General features: G+C 70.2%; 18 protein-coding genes. 11 read left to right on the forward strand and 7 right to left on the reverse strand.

Annotation, left to right across the window (positions count from 1 at the left end):
- Positions 1-36: 36 nt before the first annotated feature.
- Together DMP23_RS36955 and DMP23_RS36960 are read right to left on the reverse strand one after the other, a co-directional pair.
- Complete coding sequence (locus DMP23_RS36955) at positions 37-900, reverse strand: hypothetical protein (RefSeq protein ID WP_337823799.1); 864 nt, start codon at positions 898-900, stop codon at positions 37-39.
- The gene (locus DMP23_RS36960; RefSeq protein WP_337823800.1) at positions 890-1,522 is read right to left on the reverse strand and encodes a TetR/AcrR family transcriptional regulator; all 633 of its coding nucleotides are present in this window, start codon (positions 1,520-1,522) and stop codon (positions 890-892) included. The genes DMP23_RS36955 and DMP23_RS36960 overlap by 11 nt, the downstream gene beginning before the upstream one ends.
- 87 nt (positions 1,523-1,609) lie before the next feature.
- Here DMP23_RS36960 and DMP23_RS36965 point away from each other — a divergent pair, with 87 nt between their 5' ends.
- Entirely contained in the window at positions 1,610-2,311 is a 702-nt protein-coding gene (locus DMP23_RS36965; RefSeq protein WP_337823801.1) for an SDR family NAD(P)-dependent oxidoreductase, read from the forward strand.
- Here DMP23_RS36965 and DMP23_RS36970 read toward each other — a convergent pair.
- Positions 2,308-2,766: an SRPBCC family protein gene (locus DMP23_RS36970; protein WP_337823802.1), complete on the reverse strand. Its 459-nt coding sequence runs from the start codon at positions 2,764-2,766 to the stop codon at positions 2,308-2,310. The genes DMP23_RS36965 and DMP23_RS36970 overlap by 4 nt on opposite strands.
- Positions 2,767-2,876: 110 nt before the next feature.
- Here DMP23_RS36970 and DMP23_RS36975 point away from each other — a divergent pair, with 110 nt between their 5' ends.
- The 3 genes from DMP23_RS36975 (at position 2,877) to DMP23_RS36985 (ending at position 4,183) form a co-directional block, all read left to right on the forward strand.
- Positions 2,877-3,308, forward strand: a complete 432-nt coding sequence (locus DMP23_RS36975) for an SRPBCC domain-containing protein (RefSeq protein WP_337823803.1) — start codon at positions 2,877-2,879, stop codon at positions 3,306-3,308.
- Positions 3,298-3,633 (forward strand): ArsR/SmtB family transcription factor, encoded by a 336-nt coding sequence (locus tag DMP23_RS36980; RefSeq protein ID WP_134728489.1) that lies wholly within the window; start codon positions 3,298-3,300, stop codon positions 3,631-3,633. The genes DMP23_RS36975 and DMP23_RS36980 overlap by 11 nt, the downstream gene beginning before the upstream one ends.
- A 103-nt stretch (positions 3,634-3,736) precedes the next feature.
- Entirely contained in the window at positions 3,737-4,183 is a 447-nt protein-coding gene (locus DMP23_RS36985) for a hypothetical protein (RefSeq protein WP_337823804.1), read from the forward strand.
- Between the two features lie 47 nt (positions 4,184-4,230).
- On the opposite strand, the gene DMP23_RS36990 is transcribed toward DMP23_RS36985, so the two are convergent.
- The gene (locus DMP23_RS36990) at positions 4,231-4,689 is read right to left on the reverse strand and encodes a GreA/GreB family elongation factor (protein WP_037808306.1); all 459 of its coding nucleotides are present in this window, start codon (positions 4,687-4,689) and stop codon (positions 4,231-4,233) included.
- A gap of 122 nt (positions 4,690-4,811) precedes the next feature.
- Between DMP23_RS36990 and DMP23_RS36995 the strand changes: the two genes are divergently transcribed.
- The 3 genes from DMP23_RS36995 (at position 4,812) to glyA (ending at position 7,373) form a co-directional block, all read left to right on the forward strand.
- Positions 4,812-5,399 (forward strand): TetR/AcrR family transcriptional regulator, encoded by a 588-nt coding sequence (locus tag DMP23_RS36995; RefSeq protein ID WP_037808304.1) that lies wholly within the window; start codon positions 4,812-4,814, stop codon positions 5,397-5,399.
- 19 nt (positions 5,400-5,418) lie between these two features.
- Complete coding sequence (locus DMP23_RS37000) at positions 5,419-5,937, forward strand: gamma carbonic anhydrase family protein (RefSeq protein WP_337823805.1); 519 nt, start codon at positions 5,419-5,421, stop codon at positions 5,935-5,937.
- Positions 5,938-6,104: 167 nt separating this feature from the next.
- Entirely contained in the window at positions 6,105-7,373 is a 1,269-nt protein-coding gene (gene glyA, locus DMP23_RS37005; protein WP_337823806.1) for a serine hydroxymethyltransferase, read from the forward strand.
- 40 nt (positions 7,374-7,413) lie between these two features.
- Here the strand turns inward: glyA and DMP23_RS37010 are convergent, their stop codons facing one another.
- Both DMP23_RS37010 and DMP23_RS37015 read right to left on the reverse strand, forming a co-directional pair.
- Positions 7,414-8,550, reverse strand: a complete 1,137-nt coding sequence (locus DMP23_RS37010) for an RNA polymerase sigma factor (protein WP_337823807.1) — start codon at positions 8,548-8,550, stop codon at positions 7,414-7,416.
- Positions 8,547-8,954 carry a YciI family protein gene (locus DMP23_RS37015; RefSeq protein ID WP_134662001.1) on the reverse strand — a complete coding sequence of 136 codons (408 nt, stop codon included), beginning with the start codon at positions 8,952-8,954 and terminating at the stop codon, positions 8,547-8,549. Before DMP23_RS37015 ends, DMP23_RS37010 begins: the two co-directional genes overlap by 4 nt.
- Positions 8,955-9,159: 205 nt before the next feature.
- On the opposite strand from DMP23_RS37015, the gene DMP23_RS37020 reads away from it, so the two are divergent.
- A complete protein-coding gene (locus DMP23_RS37020) occupies positions 9,160-10,809 on the forward strand; it encodes an MDR family MFS transporter (protein ID WP_037808290.1) in 1,650 nt (549 codons plus the stop codon).
- 57 nt (positions 10,810-10,866) lie between these two features.
- On the opposite strand, the gene DMP23_RS37025 is transcribed toward DMP23_RS37020, so the two are convergent.
- Positions 10,867-11,385 carry an inorganic diphosphatase gene (locus DMP23_RS37025; protein WP_037369183.1) on the reverse strand — a complete coding sequence of 173 codons (519 nt, stop codon included), beginning with the start codon at positions 11,383-11,385 and terminating at the stop codon, positions 10,867-10,869.
- 172 nt (positions 11,386-11,557) lie between these two features.
- On the opposite strand from DMP23_RS37025, the gene dacB reads away from it, so the two are divergent.
- From dacB to tilS, 3 genes are all read left to right on the forward strand, one after another.
- Positions 11,558-14,623: a D-alanyl-D-alanine carboxypeptidase/D-alanyl-D-alanine endopeptidase gene (gene dacB / locus DMP23_RS37030; protein WP_337823808.1), complete on the forward strand. Its 3,066-nt coding sequence runs from the start codon at positions 11,558-11,560 to the stop codon at positions 14,621-14,623.
- A gap of 109 nt (positions 14,624-14,732) precedes the next feature.
- Positions 14,733-15,749 (forward strand): zinc-dependent metalloprotease, encoded by a 1,017-nt coding sequence (locus tag DMP23_RS37035; protein ID WP_238608226.1) that lies wholly within the window; start codon positions 14,733-14,735, stop codon positions 15,747-15,749.
- A complete protein-coding gene (gene tilS / locus DMP23_RS37040) occupies positions 15,746-16,717 on the forward strand; it encodes a tRNA lysidine(34) synthetase TilS (RefSeq protein WP_037808286.1) in 972 nt (323 codons plus the stop codon). Before DMP23_RS37035 ends, tilS begins: the two co-directional genes overlap by 4 nt.

A 16,717-nucleotide genomic window follows, 5' to 3' on the forward strand; every position in this document is an offset into this window, starting at 1 on the left:
TCGGCAGGCAATCCCGAGATTCACCCGTTAGGGGAGTTAGCTCCGTTCGGCGAGCAGCTCCAGCCCGCCGGACCCGAGCCGCAGGACGGACGGGACCAGTTCCGTCGTCTCGTACGGCGAAGCGAGCACCTGCTTCCGGACGGTGTCCGCCATGTCGGAGCCCTCCCTGGCGACGTACATCTCGTCCGGGCACGGCAGGCCGACGATCAGGTTTCCGGTCCCGAGGTGCGGCGACAGCTGGGCATGCAGATCGGGCAGCGCGAGCGCGGACGCCGCCAGCTGGTTCTCCCTGGCCAGCGAGACCAGCACGTCCTCGCCCGAACTGCGGACCTCGAACTTCAGCCCGCGGACCAGGGCGCCGAACCCGACGTCGAACAGTTTCTCGAGCGGCGCGCCCATCTGCTCCTGCTCGTGCCGGGTGATGTGCTGCATCCCGATCTTGCCCTCCGGGGTCCGCGACACCACCGCCAGCGCGACCGACACCTTGCCGGGCACGAGCGGGCGGTGCGGCAGTGCCTCGAGCAGTTCGGCGCGCGGCGAGGACGCGCTCCAGAGGATCGGCAGGATCTCCTCGGCGCTTTTCCGCTGCTCGGTTTCGGCCATTACGGCGCGGGCTTCGGCGAAGGCGCGGTCCCATTCACCGGGACCCGGCCGGGAGAAACTGTAGGTGCACTCGGCCTTCCGGAAATTCTTGGCCATGAATTTCTGATCGGCCGCGGAGGGCTGCCATTCGCTGTACACGGCCAAAACCGCGGACCCGCGCACCTTGTGCTGCTGCCGGATGCTCGCCCACGCTTGCTCGACCGCGTCCTCGGCCTGGGTGGGCGCGCTGGCCAGCACCGGTTCGGGGAGGCCTTTGATCCGGAAGACGACGAGGTTCTGGGAAACGTCATCGTTCATGAGATTCCCCTGAGGGAAAAAGATCTTCGCATGCTTCCTGGCTACCACAATCGGCGCGCAGTCCGGCGAGGCTGAACGAGAGCATGCGCCGCCACGCGTCCGGGGTTGCCTCAACGGTCTCGCGCACGATCAGCGCATTCGTGAAGATCAGCAGCATCAGATCGTCGGACGTGACATCCGCGCGCAGCGTCCCGGACCGTTGCGCGCGTTCGAGCAGCCGGACCGACTTTGCGAGTTCGGCCGTGCAGCGCGCGGTCAGTTCAGGCGCGTCCTGGAGTTGCCTGCTGATCGCGTCGCGGAACGCGGGGTCGTCGGCTTGCTGTTCGCACAGCACGGTCACGTAGGTGACGAACGATTCCCACGGGTCGTCGACCGCCTCCGCCCGGCGCATCGCCTCGTCCATCCGCTCGGCGGCCAGTTCCGGCATCACCGCGTCGATCAGCGCTTCCCGTCCGCCGAAGCGGTTGTACAGAGTCCCGGCGCTGACGCCCGCCCGCTGCGCGATCTCCTCCAGCGGCACCGTCAGGCCCCTCTCCCGGAAGGCGTCCGCCGCCGCGGCGAGAAGCCGTTCCTGGTTGCGGCGGGCGTCTCGGCGCAGCGTGGGCTTCCCCTCCGTTTTCACCAGGTCATCGTAGGTGCGGACGAGAAAGTTGACAACGGTCTCAACTTGGCGCCAAAGTTGAGACCGCCATCAACTTATGGAGGTTCCGTGTCGAAAACCCTGGTCCTGCTCGGTGCTGGCACCGGCCTTGGTCCCGCGATCGCCCGGCGCTTCGGCGGCGAGGGCTTCCGGATCGCCCTCGTCGCGCGCAACCGCGAACGGCTCGCGGCCTTGGCTGATCAACTGGCCGCGGAGGGCATCGAAGCCGCGGCGTTCCCGGCGGATCTGGCGCGTCCGGCGGAGATTCCCGCGTTGGTCGACGAGATCCGCGGCCGCTTCGAGCGGATCGACGCGGTGGCGTACTCGCCGTTGGACCTGAACGGTTTCACTCCCGCCGCCGACTTGACCCCGGCAGTCATGCAGCAGCTTCTCGAGCTGTATTTCTTGACCCCGATCGCTCTGGTCCAGGCGGTTTTGGGGGAGCTGCGCGACCGCGGCGAAGGCAGCATCCTGATCAGCCAGAGTGTCTCGGCGACGCAGCCCGCGCCTGTCCTGAGCGGCATCGGGCCGGCGATGGCGGCGACCCGCAACTACATCCAGAGCCTGTCAGCGGAAATCTCGCCGCACGGCGTGCATGCGGCGACACTCCAGATCGGAGCCATGATCAGGGGCAGCGCCGTCCATTCCGCCCTGCTGTCCGGTGCCCTCGAACCCAACACTGAGTTTCCGGAGATCGACCCGGCCGACATCGCGGAGACACTGTGGGAGATGCACGCCAAGCGTGACGCCTCCGACCTTCAGCTTCCCTAGCTGCGTTGCGGGGCAGCGGATTCCGGGATCGGCTCGCCGACGCCAGTCGTCAGCAGCGCGTGCAGGCTCGTGTTGACGCAGCTCGTCCAGCCGCGCGAGCACTCGCGGTAGCAAGCCTGGTCCGGAGTGAGGCCGTGGTGCGTGAAGCGCAACGTCGTCCCCTTCGGGCCTGGCGAGATGTCGAAGCTCATCCGGGTGTCGGTCCATTCGTCCGGCTGGTCGGTGAAGGCGACGTACGCGTCCTCGACGTGCCAAGCGACGCGGCGGCCGGGCACGAGCTCCGTGACACGGATCCGGGTCGACGGGATTCCCTTGTCCACAAAGGAAAACGCGTCGCCGACGGCGGTCGCCGTGCCGGTGATCGTCTTGCTGAACCAGGCTCGGACGTCGGTGACCGCGGCGAAGACCTCTTCGGGGGTGCGGTCGACGGTCAGCTCGGTGGTGAAGGAGTTCATCGGTCTTCCTTTCGCCAAGTAGTGCAACTGAACGGTTGCAACACTATGGCAACCATTCGGTTGCGTCAATGGGGTGTGGTTGCCTAGGCTCGGTCCGGAAGGAGCACGACATGGGGTTTCCCGACCGCATCGAGCGGACGGTCGAGCTGGCGCAGCCGCCCGCGAGGGTGTGGACGGCGCTGACCACCGCGGACGGCCTGAGCGCCTGGTTCGGCGACGAGGCCGAGATCGACCTGCGTCCGGGCGGGCTCGGACGGGTCGCGTGGATCGGCGACCGCGCTGCCGAGATCCGGGTCGAGCGCGTCGAGGAGCCCGCGGTGTTCGGTTTCACCTGGCAGGTCGACGGGATGCCGGAGGACGACCCGCGGCGCACGTACGTCGAGTTCACGCTGCGGGCGGACGGCGGCGGGACCCGGCTCACCGTGGTCGAATCCGGGTTCGCGCAACTGCCGGACGGCCAGTACCCGGCGACCTACCGTTCGCACGTCGAAGGCTGGGCGCGCGAACTGGACGAGCTGGCGGCCAGTCTCGATGGCAGCTGACTCCGAAGCGGTCGCCGAGCAGGTATTCGCCGCGCTCGCCGATCCGACCCGGCGCGCGATCCTCGCCGAGCTGGCCGCACGCGGTCCGGCGACCGCGACGGACCTGGCGGCGCGGCTTCCGATCACGCGGCAGGCAATCGCCAAGCACCTCGGCCTGCTGTCCGACGCCGGGCTGGTCGCCGCTGAACCCGGTGAGCGCCGCCGCGTGCGGTACCGGCTCGATTCCGCGCCGATGCGGGTCGCGCAGCAGTTCCTCGCGGCGCTCGCGCGGGACTGGGACGGTCCGCTCGCAGCGCTGCGGGCTCATCTCGACGGGGAAGAATGACCCGCGATTTCACTCATGTGAGGGACGGAGTCGGCCGACTGGCCAGCGGCAAAGGGCCGGAAGAACGAGGGCGGGGCGCGCCGGTCTCGGTTGACTGGAAGCCATGAACAGCGTGCGGAACAAGGCGATACTGGCCGCGACCGGGATCGCGGCTCTGGCCACGGTCGCGTCGTGCGGGCTCGGCGCCTCGGTCGAGGAGAAGTCGAACGGCCACGTGAAGGCGGTTTCCTACGACACCGGAAAGCAGGGCAAAGCCAACGCGGACGCCCGGCTCCCGTCATGGGTGCCCGACGACGCGAAGTCGGTCACCGAGCTGATCCGCACCACCGGTTCGGAACGGATTCTGCGCTACCAACCAGGTCCCTCCGGCCTGCCTGCGCTGTGCAAGCCGGGAAAGGCCGAGGCGAAAGCGCCGACGCTCACCGCGGACTGGTGGCCGGCGGGCGAGCACAAGCGGATGGACACGGACTGCGGCGGCTGGCACGTCGCGGTCGAGACCGACGGCGTGTTCGCCTATCAGGCCGAAACGGTGGCCAACGCCGACAAATAACAGCGGCCGCCCCGGAAACCGGGGCGGCCACTGTCTGTCCTCTGTGGTCAGTTGGCGGGCGGGGTCAGCTTCAGCACCGTCGCGGTGGCTTGCCCGCGCGGGGTGCGGTAGCTGATTTCCTCGCCTGCCTTCGCGTTGGCCAGCGCGAGGCCCAGCGGGCTGTCCGAGGTGATCGCGTCCGCGTCCTCGCCGGGAAGGGTCACCACGGTGAACTCTTCCTCGTCACCGTCGGAAAAACGCAGCGAAACCCGCGTGCCGTCGGGAAGCAGCGAGCTGTCGTACGCGCCGTGCTCCAGCTTCGCGGTGACGTCGGCGATCTGCCGGTCCAGTCGCGCCGCTGCCTCGGCGCGGTCGATCACGTCCGCCTGGTCGGCGGCGTCCCCCGTGCGTTCCTGCTCGCCGGGCTGCGGCGATAGCGCCTCGCGTTGCGCGCGCAGATCCGCGATTTCCTTCTCCAGCTGACGGCGCGCCGCCTCGCTGAGCCCCTTGTCCCCTGAGATCACCATGCCGGGCATTGTCCGCTGCGCGGACCGGGGTGGCCAATCCGGTTTTTCACCCGCCGGAAGACGTTGGGACGACTGGCCTAGGATTCAGGGCTGCCGTCCTGACAAACGTAACGAGGATCACCGTGAGCGCCGTACCCGGTCGCAGCACCCAGCTGTCGCCCAACCAGTTGCAGAAACAGGAACTGATCGTCGAAGCCGCTCGCAAGGTCCTCGCCCGCGAAGGGCTCGCCGGCTGCACGGTACGCGCGATCGCCGAAGCCGGGCCGCTCACCAAGAGCGCGATCCACTACTACTTCGCCGACATCGACGTGCTCATCGACCGGGCGATGGCCGCGCACATCAACACTTTCGCCGCTGGGCTGCGCAAGGTCGCGGACAAGCACTCCGACCCGCGCAAACGGCTTTTCGCGGTGACCGAGGCCTACCTCGCCGAATTCGCCGACCGTCCGCGCGGCGCGTTCCTCTGGTTCGAGTACTGGATCGCGGCGGGCCGCGCGCAGCATCCGCAGGCGATCGACGCGATGCTCACCTCGATCACCGAACTGTTCGCCGAACTCCTCGCCCCGCTCGACGTCGACGATCCGCGCGCCCGTGCCCGCGCGCTGCTGAGCTATCTGCTCGGCGCGGTGGTGCAGCAACGCGTCCGGCCGCGGTCGTCCGCGAGCCTCCGCGGCGACATCGAGGCGCTCTGCTTCGCCGGATACCGCTGACGCCGCTTAGGCTCCCGGCATGCCTTTGTTCTCCTTGGACGGCGTCAGCCCGCAGGTCCACCCGGACGCCTGGATCGCCCCCACCGCCACCCTGATCGGCAACGTGACCGTCGAGAAGGACGCTTCGGTCTGGTACGGCGCGGTGATCCGCGCGGACTTCGGCCCGATCGTCATCCGCGAGGGCGCGAACATCCAGGACAACTCGGTGATCCACTCCGGACCCGAGATGACCGAGGTCGGCCGCAACGTCACCGTCGGGCACCAGTGCCTCGTGCACGACTGCACAGTCGGCGAACAGGCGTTGATCGGCAACGGTTCCACCGTGCTCGACCGCGCGGTGATCGGAGCGCGCGCGTTCGTCGCGGCGGGGTCGACGGTCACGCCCGGCACCGAGGTCCCGCCGGAGACGATCGCGATGGGCAGCCCGGCGAAGAAGTTCGTGGAGCTCACCGATTCCGCGCGGCTGTGGGTCGACCACAACGCGGCGGTCTACCAGGAACTCGCCCGGCGCCATCGCGGCGGACTCGAGCAGGTCTGAGCCGTCTCCCGTCCGTTCCCGCTGCCCGGACGGCCCTGGCGCGGTGCACTAAACTTCGTCCTGCAGCAGCGACTGGCGCCATTCAAGAGGTGGAGCACCACCGGGGAGCGACGACGAGGCCGGCACCGCGCGCCTGGGTGAGGGCCACTGCAGAGCCGGAGTACGCCATGACACACCAGCCCGCCCTGTCCGCACTGGCCGCGGCGGATCCGCGGATCGCCGGGCTCGTCGAGGACGAGGCGAAACGCCAGCACGACAAGATCCGCCTGATCGCGTCCGAGAACTACGTTTCGCAGGCGGTGCTCGAAGCCACCGGAAGCGTGCTCACCAACAAGTACTCCGAGGGCTACGCGGGCAAGCGCTACTACGAGGGCCAGCAGTTCATCGACCAGGTCGAGCAGGTGGCGATCGAGCGCGCGAAGGCTGTCTTCGGCACCGACCACGCGAACGTCCAGCCGTACTCCGGCTCCCCGGCCAACCTCGCGGTGTACCTGGCGTTCGCGAAGCCGGGCGACACCGTGCTCGGCATGGCGCTGCCCGACGGCGGCCACCTCACGCACGGCTGGAGCGTGTCCGCGACCGGCAAGTGGTTCACGCCGGTCCGCTACGGCGTCCGGAAGGAAACCGGCCGCGTCGACCTCGACCAGGTCCGCGACCTCGCCCGCCAGCACCGGCCGAAGCTGATCTTCGCGGGCGGCACGGCCATTCCGCGCACCATCGACTTCCCGGCGTTCGCGGAGATCGCCCGCGAGGTCGACGCCGTGCTGGTGGCCGACATCGCGCACATCGCCGGCCTCATCGCGGGCGGCGCGCACCCGTCGCCGGTCGGCCACGCGCAGGTCATCACCACGACCACGCACAAGACGCTGCGCGGTCCGCGCGGCGCGATGATCCTCTCCGACGCCGAGCACGCCAAGGCTGTCGACAAGGCGGTGTTCCCCGGTCTGCAGGGCGGTCCGCACAACCACACGACGGCCGCCATCGCGGTCGCGCTGGGGGAGGCGCAGCAGCCGTCGTTCTCCGAGTACGCGCACACGATCGTCGCGAACGCCAAGGCGCTGGCCGAAGCGCTGGTCGAGCGCGGGTACGACCTCGTCTCCGGCGGCACGGACAACCACCTGCTCCTGATCGACCTGACCAACAAGGCGGTGCCCGGCAAGCCCGCCGCGCAGGCGCTGGACCGCGCGGGCATCGAGCTGAACTACAACACCGTGCCGTTCGACCCGCGCAAGCCGTTCGACCCGTCCGGCATCCGGCTGGGCACGTCGGCGATCACGACGCGCGGGCTCAAGCCGGAGCACCAGGTGCAGGTCGCGGACTGGATCGACCGGACCGTGACGGCCGCGGCCGCGCAGCAGGACGGCGCGCTGGACGCGATCGCCGCCGAGATCCGCGAGTTCCTGCAGCCGTTCCCGATCCCGGGCTACGCCGAGTGACGTCGTGAGTGGCGAAGCCGGTTCTAACCGGCTTCGCCGCTCACGAGTTGTTGAGCCGCGCCGCCTGCCTGATCAAGTGAGCGCGCTCGGCCATGTTGGGTGCTTTCTCCGCCGCTTCGCTGTACAGCCGTGCGGCGGTCGCCAGATCTCCGTCCCGTTCGTGCAGGTAAGCCGCCACGGCGCGATATCGCGGCAGCTTGTCGTCCAGCTCCGCCAGCGCTTTCAACCCGGCTCGCGGCCCGTCCGCCTCGCCGACCGCGACCGTCCGGTTGAGCCGGACGATCGGGCTGTCGGTCAGCGCGAGCAGCTCGTCGTACCACTCGACGATCTGCACCCAGTCGGTTTCCTCCGCGGCGAGAGCGTCGGCGTGCAGCGCGGCGATCGCGGCTTGGGCCTGGTACTCGCCGAGCTGGTCGCGGGCCAGCGCCGCCTGGAGGATGTCGACGCCCTCGGCGATCAGCCGGGTGTCCCAGGTCCCGCGGTCCTGTTCGGCGAGCGGCACGAGGCTGCCGTCGGGTTTCGTCCGCGCGGCCCGGCGGGCGTGGTGCAGCAGCATCAACGCGAGCAGACCGGCCACTTCCGGATGGTCGAATCCCGTCGCGAGCTGCCGGGTCAGCCGGATGGCTTCGGCGGCGAGGTCGAGCTCGCCGGAGTAACCCTCGTTGAACACCAGGTACAGCACCCGCAGCACGGTCGCGACGTCGCCGGGCGCGTCGAGCCGCACGCTTGAGACCGTCTTCTTCGCCCGGCTGATCCGTTGCGCCATCGTCGCTTCCGGCACCAGATACGCCTGCGCGATCTGCTTCGTGGTCAACCCGCCGACCGCGCGCAGCGTGAGCGCGACGGCCGACGACGGGGTCAAAGACGGATGCGCGCACAGGAAGTAGAGCTGGAGCGAATCGTCCACCGCGGACGCCGGACCGGGCCGCGGCTCGGCGTCCATCGCCACTTCCCGGCCCCGGCGCGAGGACTCCGACCGCGTGGCGTCGAGGAACCGGCGCCACGCGGCGGAGATGAGCCACGCCTTCGGGTCGCGCGGCGGATCGTCCCGCCATGCGTCCAACGCGCGGATCAGCGCTTCCTGCACGGCATCCTCGGCCGACGCGAAATCCGCTCCGCGCCGGACGAGGACGCCGATCACCGCGGGCACGAGTTCCCGCAGCAGCTCCTCGTTCACTCGGTCACCGAAGGCGTGACGCCGTAGAACGGGCGCAGTTCGAGCCATTCGTGGATCGGCTTGCCGCCCGCTCCGGGAGCCGCGGAGAGCTCTCCGGCCAGTTCGATCGCACGGTCGTAGCTGTCGACGTCGATGATCATCCAGCCCGCGATGACGTCCTTGGTCTCGGCGAACGGGCCGTCGGTGACCGGCGGGCGGCCCTCGCCGTCGAAGCGGACCCACGTGCCTTCCGGCGACAGCGCCTGCTCGCTGACGAACTCGCCGGTCTCCACGAGCCGGTCGGCGAAGTCGCGCATGTACTGGATGTGGGCGGTGACCTCCTCGGGCGTCCACTGGTCCATCGGGATGTTGTTCACCGAAGCCGGCGCGCCGCGGTAGTGCTTGAGCAGCAGGTACTTGGCCATCGTGGTTCTCCTCCGTGCTGGTGGCGGCTCCTTGCCGGCCACGTTCGCGCCAGGGACGGAGCCGTCCGCCCGTTCTCGACATCGCCCGGCGAGAGATTAGCGTCACACGATATTTGGTTGATGAATGCAAGCTTTTCGGGAACAGTTGTGGCGAGCAAGTAGTTGAGAGATACAAGCAACTAGTACGGCACTGAGGGAGACCACCATGAGCGACACCGCCACTGCGGAAGGGGGCGCCACCACGAACGGACGGCTTTCACACCGGCAGATCCTCACGGTTCTGTCCGGACTGATGCTCGGCATGTTCCTGGCGGCCCTCGACCAGACCATCGTGTCCTCGGCGATGAAGACCATCGCCGACGAACTGCACGGACAGAGCCTCCAGGCCTGGGCCACCACCGCCTACCTGATCACCGCGACGCTTTCCACGCCGCTGTACGGGAAGCTGTCCGACCTCTTCGGTCGCAAGCCGATGTACCTGACCGCGATCTCGCTGTTCCTCGCCGGTTCGCTGGCGAGCGCGATGGCCGGATCGATGTACGAACTGGCCGCGTTCCGCGCGTTCCAGGGTCTCGGCGCCGGCGGCCTGATGTCGCTCGCGCTGGCGATCATCACCGACATCACCTCGCCGCGGGAACGCAGCCGCTACCAGGGCTACTTCATGGCCGTGTTCGGCGTCTCGAGCGTCGCCGGCCCGGTCGTCGGCGGGTTCTTCGCCGGACTCGACTCGTTCGCCGGCCTCACCGGCTGGCGCTGGGTGTTCATGGTGAACGTCCCGATCGCGCTCGCCGCGCTGGTCGTGGTGACCAAGGTGCTGAACCTCCCGCACACCCGGGTCGACCAGAAGGTCGACTTCCTCGGAGCGGGCGCGCTGACGGTCGGCCTCGTGCCGCTGCTGCTCGTCGCCGAGCAGGGTCGCGAATGGGGCTGGGGTTCGCCCGCGTCGCTGGCGATGTACCTGGTCGGCGCGCTCGGCGTGGTCCTGTTCATCCTCCAGGAACGCCGGATGGGCGACGCCGCCCTGCTGCCGCTGCGGCTGTTCCGCAGCGGGGTGTTCCGGGTCTCGACGATGGTCACCGTGATCCAGGGCATCGGGATGTTCGGCGCGATGATGTCGCTGCCGCTCTACCTGCAGATCGTCAAGGGCGCGACGCCGACCCAGGCCGGGCTGCAGATGCTGCCGCTCACCCTCGGGATCATGGTCGCGAGCCTCGGCAGCGGCCGGATCATCACCCGGACCGGCCGGTACAAGGGCTTCGCGGTCGCCGGACTCGGCCTGATGGCCGCGGCGGTCTTCTCGTTCTCGATGATCGGAGTGGACACCGCGCTCGGCGTGGTCATGGCCATCGCGTTCGTGCTCGGACTGGGCCTCGGCTCGACCATGCAGACGCTGACCCTGGCCGCCACGAACGACGTCACGCCCCGCGACATCGGCGTCGCGACCTCGTCGGTGACCTTCTTCCGGCAGATCGGCGGCACGGCGGGCACCGCGGTGTTCCTGTCGATCCTGTTCAGCACGGTCGGCGACCGGATCGCGGCGGCGGTCCGCTCGGCGATGGCCTCCCCGGCCTACACCGCGGCGCTGGCGCAGCACCCGGAGTTCGCCCGGCAGCTGGCGGGCGGCGGGCTCGACGTGAACGACACCTCGTTCCTGTCGACCCTCGACCCGGTGCTCGCCCGGCCGATCCTCGAAGGGTTCTCCAGCTCGATGAGCACGGTGTTCCTGATCGGCGGCGCGGTGCTGACCGTCGGGTTCGCGCTGGTCTGGCTGCTGCGGGAGAAGCCGCTCTCGGACAAGTCGGCCATGGAGCAGCGCGCCGAGCAGGAAGCGGGCGAACTGGCCCTCGCGGGCTGAGCGAGCAGTAAAAAGGGGCCGTCCACCAGGCAGGTGGACGGCCCCTTTTCGGTTGCCTCAGTGGTGCTCTTCGCCGTTGATCTCTTCCTTGGCGAGGCGGTCCTTCTCGCGCTCGTACGAACGGGCGATCTCCGACTCGGCGTCGGCGCGGCTCACCCAGGACGAGCCCTCGACGCTCTTGCCCGGCTCGAGGTCCTTGTAGACCTCGAAGAAGTGCTGGATCTCGAGCTTGTGGAACTCGTTCAGGTGGTGGATGTCCCGCAGGTGCTCGAGACGCGGGTCGTTCGTCGGGACGGCGAGGACCTTGTCGTCCGGGCCCTTCTCGTCGGTCATCCGGAACATGCCGATCGCGCGGCAGCGGATCAGGCAGCCGGGGAACGTGGGCTCCTGGACGAGCACGAGCACGTCGAGCGGGTCGCCGTCCTGGCCGAGCGTGTCGTCGATGAACCCGTAGTCGGCCGGGTACTGGGTCGCGGTGAACAGGGTCCGGTCGAGCTTGATCCGACCGGTCTTGTGGTCGACCTCGTACTTGTTGCGCTCCCCCTTGGGGATTTCGATCGTGACGTCGAATTCCACGGCCGTCCTCGCTGCTTCTCGAATCTCGGTGTCCCACGCGCTCGTGGGCGGCAACCTAATGACCTCGTTGACGTCACTAGTGTGGACTACGCCCCGTCGGCCGGTCGCGCCGATGTAGGCCAGACGGCATGTGACCTTGGCCCCTCCGGGGGCGGGTGAGAAGGAGTGGTGGGTGCCGGAAAACGACCAGCCGAGGTGGCCCACGGGCGACGAGGACACCTCGTCCCAGGCGGACCGGGCGACCTCCCGCCTCCCCCTGCCCAAGCGCGACGCGGGAGCCACCGCGCAGCTTTCCGTGCCGAACGTCACACCGGGCGACGGGCCGGGATCGTGGTTCCGGCCCAAAGTCGAACCGGAGGAAGTCCCCGGGCTCAACGCGCCCTCGGACGCTCCCGTCACGCCGCCGGAACCGCCCCGGTCGAACCTCGCGGACCGGATGAGCGGTGCGTCGATGCCCGCCCGGCCCGAGGAGCCGAAACCGCAGGCGCCGTGGGTCCCGGTGGAGGGGCCGACCCGGTTCACGGCCGGGGTGCCGAGGCCGGGCGACAACGCGGGCCGTCCGGATGCCGAGGCGACGGTGCAGGCGTCGCAGCAGCCGCCGCGGCCGTCCGCGGAGGGGTCCGCGGAGCAGACGGTCCGCGCGCAGCCGAATGTTTCGCCTGGTCAGGGTGGGCAGCAGCAGTCGTCGCCCGCGTGGCAGGCCGCGCGGAAGCCGGGGAACTCGCTGTTCGAGCCCGCTGGGTCCGGCGCGGGGTCTTCGGACGAGGGGCAGGGGTGGAACCCGTTCCAGTCCGGTCAGGCCGCCGAGCCTGCTGAGCCCGCCGGGAAGCCGGGGCAGTTCGCCGCGTTCCGGGACGAAACGCCGGGAACGGGCGAGAACAGCCAGGGCTGGGCGGCGTTCCGGCCGGTCGTCGCGCGGGACGAGCAGGGGCAGGAGCCGCCCAAGGAGGGCTGGACCGCCTTCCGCGACGACTCCGCTCCCGCCGCGGGCCAGGACCAGTCGGGCCGCGGCGGAGAAGGAGCACCTGAGTTCCGGGGCGCGCGTTCCGATGGGCAGGCTCAATCCGGCCGCGCCGGGGAGGAACCGCAGGAGAACCGGACGGGCTTCCGAGGCGAACCGGCTCCCGGCTCCGCCGCCGCACGGCTCAACCCGGGTCAGCCCGGTCGTCAGGGGAACGATTCGCAGGAGAACTGGGGCCGTCCCGGCGCGGGGCAGGGCCGTCCCGGGGATGAGTCGCGGGAGAACTGGGATCGTTCGAGCGCCGCTCAGTCCGGTCGTCCGGGAGACGAGTCGCAGGAGAACTGGGGGCGTTCCAGCGCCGCTCAGTCCGGTCGTCCGGGGGATGAGTCGCAGGAGAACTGGGGCCGCGCGAGCGCCGCTCAAGCCAGTCGTCCCGGGGACGAGTCGCAGGAGAACCGGGGTCGCTCCAACGCCGCTCAACCCGGCCGTCCGGGAGACGAGTCGCAGGCGAGCCGGAACGAATCCGAAGCCGAGTCGTGGTCGCAGCAGATCGAAATCCCGGTCCGTCCTGCTCTGCCCGAACCAGCACCCGGCACCGTCCCACCGGCGGGCGGCGGTCAGGTGCGGCCGATGCGCATCGACCCGACCGGGGGCCAGTTCCCGGCGGAGGCGACCGTCGGCATCCCGCGTCCGCCCGAAGGTTTCCCCGGCGAAGCGCAGCAGGGCCCGTCCGAAGCGACCGTCGGCATTCCTCGTCCTGCGGAAGGCTTCGCCGAGCGCCCAGGTCCGGAGCAGATTCCGCCGCGCGCTGCCGAGCAGCCTCCGGAACCGCCGTCCGGTGCCGGGCCGATTCCGCCGCAGGGTGACGCGCCTCGGCCGGAGGGCAAGAAGCCTCGCCGGAAGGCGCTGATCCTGGCGCTCGTCGTGCTGCTTCTGCTCGCCGCCGCGGGTGGGGCGTCGGCTGTGCCCGCCGTGTCCAACCGGCTTGGGTTGCCGTGGGCGCCGAACGCGCCGAAGGGCAGTGCGCCCGACCCCGCCGACGCCAGCCTCGCGCTGCACGGCCCGGACACGTCCGGTCAGGGACCGTCCGCGAACGGTGTTGCCGCGAAGCTCTCCGGTCCCGCCGGGGCGGCCGCGTTGTCGCAGCTCAGCGGCAGTGTGATCGACCCGGCGAACGGCACCGTGCTGTGGGATCACGCGTCGAACACCCCGCTGACCCCGGCGTCGACCACGAAGATCCTCACCGTCGCCGCGGCGCTGCTCGCGATGGAGCCGACGAAGCGGATCTCCACCAAGATCGTCCAGGGCGCGCAGCCGGGCACGGTGGTCATCGTCGGCGGCGGCGACCCGTCGCTGACCGCGCTGCCGGTCGGCACCGATTCGCCGCTCTACCCGGGCGCGGCGCACGTCGACGACCTCGTCAACCAGGTCAAGAAGGCCGGCGGCGACGTCAAGAAGGTCCAGCTCGACGCGAGTGCCTTCAGCGGTCCGAACACCGCGCCGGGCTGGGAGCCGGGCGACGCGCCGTCGCTGTACGGCGCCCCGATCGTCCCGGCCATGACCGACGGCGGCCGCGGCAACCCGAAGGTCGACGAGACCATGCGCTCGGGCAACCCGGGGACCGCGCTCACCCAGCTCGTCGCGGACAAGCTCGGCGCGAGCCCGGCCGGTCCCGCCAAGGCTCCGGAAGGGGCGAAGGTGCTCGGCGAAGTCCAGTCGGCTCCGCTGCCGGACCTCGCGTACGCGCTGCTGCAGATCTCCGACAACGTGCTCGCCGACTCGCTCGGCCGCCAGGTCGCCATGGCCACCGGCGGGGAAGCGTCGTTCGCCGGCGCCTCGGCCGCGGTGAAGAAGGTGTTGGCAGACCACGGATTCGACGTCAACGGCCTGCAGCTGTTCGACACGAGCGGACTGTCCAATCAGAACAAGGTGCCGGCCAGGCTGCTGGCACAGGTGCTCGCCGCGGCGGCCGGTCCGGACGGCAAGGACCCGAACACGCCGAAGCTGCGTCCGCTGCTGGCCGGCCTTCCGGTCGCGGGCAGTCCGGAGGGCACCCTGCACGGCCGCTACCACTCGGGCGAAACCCAAGGGGGCAAGGGCTGGGTGCGGGCCAAGACCGGCACGCTCACCGGCGTCAACACCCTCGCGGGGTATGTGCTCGACAGCGACAACCGCGTGCTCGCCTTCGCGTTCATGTCCAACGGTTCGGAGAAGAATTCCGGGCAGGCGGCGCTCGACGTGCTGGCGACGGCCTTGCGGGGCTGCGGCTGCAAGTAGCCCGCACTGAGCCGACTCGCTGAACCGGTTCGGCTGAGCTGCCCACAAACGCGTACCGGAAGGTAGCGTCGGAGGCGTGAGCCAGGAAACCGAGACCCGACGGCGGCCCATGGTCGACTGGGACCGGGCAGCCGCCACCGGCGCGCTGCTCGTGCGCGGCGGCCCGCAGGTCGCGCGCGGCGAAGCGGACCGCGCGGTGGTCGACCTGCGGGAGCTGACCGCCGAGGCGGAGGGGCACGTCCGCGAGCTGACCGGCCTCGGCCAGGACCTGCCGCTGCTGCCCGGCACCGTGGTCGACCGGCCGGGCTGGGTCCGGTCCGCGGCGTCCGGTCTCGGCGAGCTCACCGGGCGCGCGCTGCCCGCGGCGCAGGGCGGTCCGCTCGGCCCGATCCTGGCGTCCGGCGCCGGCGTGCAGACCGGGCTGCTGCTCGCGTTCCTGGCGTCTCGCGTGCTGGGTCAGTACGACCCGTTCGGCGGCCCGGAGAACAAGGGCGAGCTGCTGCTCGTCGCGCCGAACGTGGTGGCCGCCGAACGCGCGCTGAAGGTTCCCGCACACGATTTCCGGCTGTGGGTCTGCCTGCACGAGTGCACGCACCGGCTGCAGTTCACCGCGGTGCCGTGGCTGCGCGACTACTTCGCCGACGAGGTCGAACGGCTGGTGTCCGGGCTCGCGGAGAGCTCCACCGAGGGGCTGGCCGAACTGGTCGGCAGGCTGCCCGACGCGCTGCGCAACCGCGGCAAGGGCGGCGGTATCGCGGAGCTGCTGCAGTCGCCGAAGGAGCGTTCGGTTTTCGACCGGCTGCTGGCGTTGTCGACGCTGCTGGAGGGCCACGCCGACTACGTGATGGACGCGGTCGGCCCGCAGGTCGTGCCGAGCGTCGAGCAGATCCGGGAGCGGTTCACCGCGCGGCGGCAAGGCGGCGGGCTTTTCGACCGGCTGCTGCGCGCGGTGCTCGGTCTCGACGCGAAGATCCGCCAGTACGAGGAAGGCGCGAAGTTCACGCGGCACGTGGTCGACGCGGTCGGGATGGACGGGTTCAACAAGGTTTGGCGTTCGCCGAACACGTTGCCGACCCGCGCCGAGATCGCCGACCCCGCGGCCTGGGTGCGGCGCCTGCACGGGTGAGCGCGCTCGCCGCGGTCCGGACAGCGGTCCGCGATTTCCTTGCGACAGTCGCTGTTCCCGGCGAAGTGTGCGTCGCGGTGTCAGGCGGCGCGGACTCCCTAGCGCTCGCTGAAGCGACGGCGTACGTCCTTCGGCATCGAGACGTCCGTACGCGGGCGCTCGTCGTCGACCATGGCCTTCAGGCCGACTCAGCGGTTGTTGCCGCCGAAGCGGCGACGGTCGTGAAGGGTCTTGGCATCGACGTCGTCGAAGTGCATGCCGTACACGTCGTGGGCAAAGGCGGTCCTGAAGCAGCCGCGCGCGCCGCGAGGTACCACGCGCTGCGCGAAGCGTTGCCAAACGGCGAAGGGCTCGTACTGCTCGGCCACACCCAAGACGACCAAGCCGAGACGGTGTTGCTCGGCCTAGGACGCGGTTCCGGGCCACGGTCGTTGGCGGGCATGCGTCCGCACGATCCGCCGTGGGGCCGCCCGCTGCTCGGCATCACGCGCGCGCAAACCGTCGCGGCGTGTACAGAACTCGGTCTAGCGCCGTGGCAAGACCCGCACAACGCCGATCCCCGCTTCACTCGCGTACGGCTGCGTACGGAAGCACTGCCGCTCCTGGAGGACGTGCTGTCGGGTGGAGTCGCTCCAGCTTTAGCCCGTACGGCCGCACAGCTGCGCGAGGACACCGAGGCGTTGGACACACTCGCCGCGCGCGTTCACGAGCGCGCGGCCCGCGAAGACGACCTCGATGTAGCCGTGCTGGCGGCCGAGCCCGCTGCGCTGCGCAGACGGGTTCTCCGCAGGTGGCTGCTGGACTCCGGGGTCCGCGAACTGACCGACGCGCACCTGCGTTCGGTCGACGCGCTCGTGGCCCGCTGGCGGGGTCAGGGCGGGGTGTGGCTGCCGGGCAACTTGGAGGCTCGACGGCGGCGTGGCAGGCTCTCGCTTGCCGGACCCGAACCCACCACCCGAGGGGAATGA

Source organism: Amycolatopsis sp. A1MSW2902 (assembly GCF_017312175.1).
Lineage (GTDB): Bacteria > Actinomycetota > Actinomycetes > Mycobacteriales > Pseudonocardiaceae > Amycolatopsis > Amycolatopsis nivea.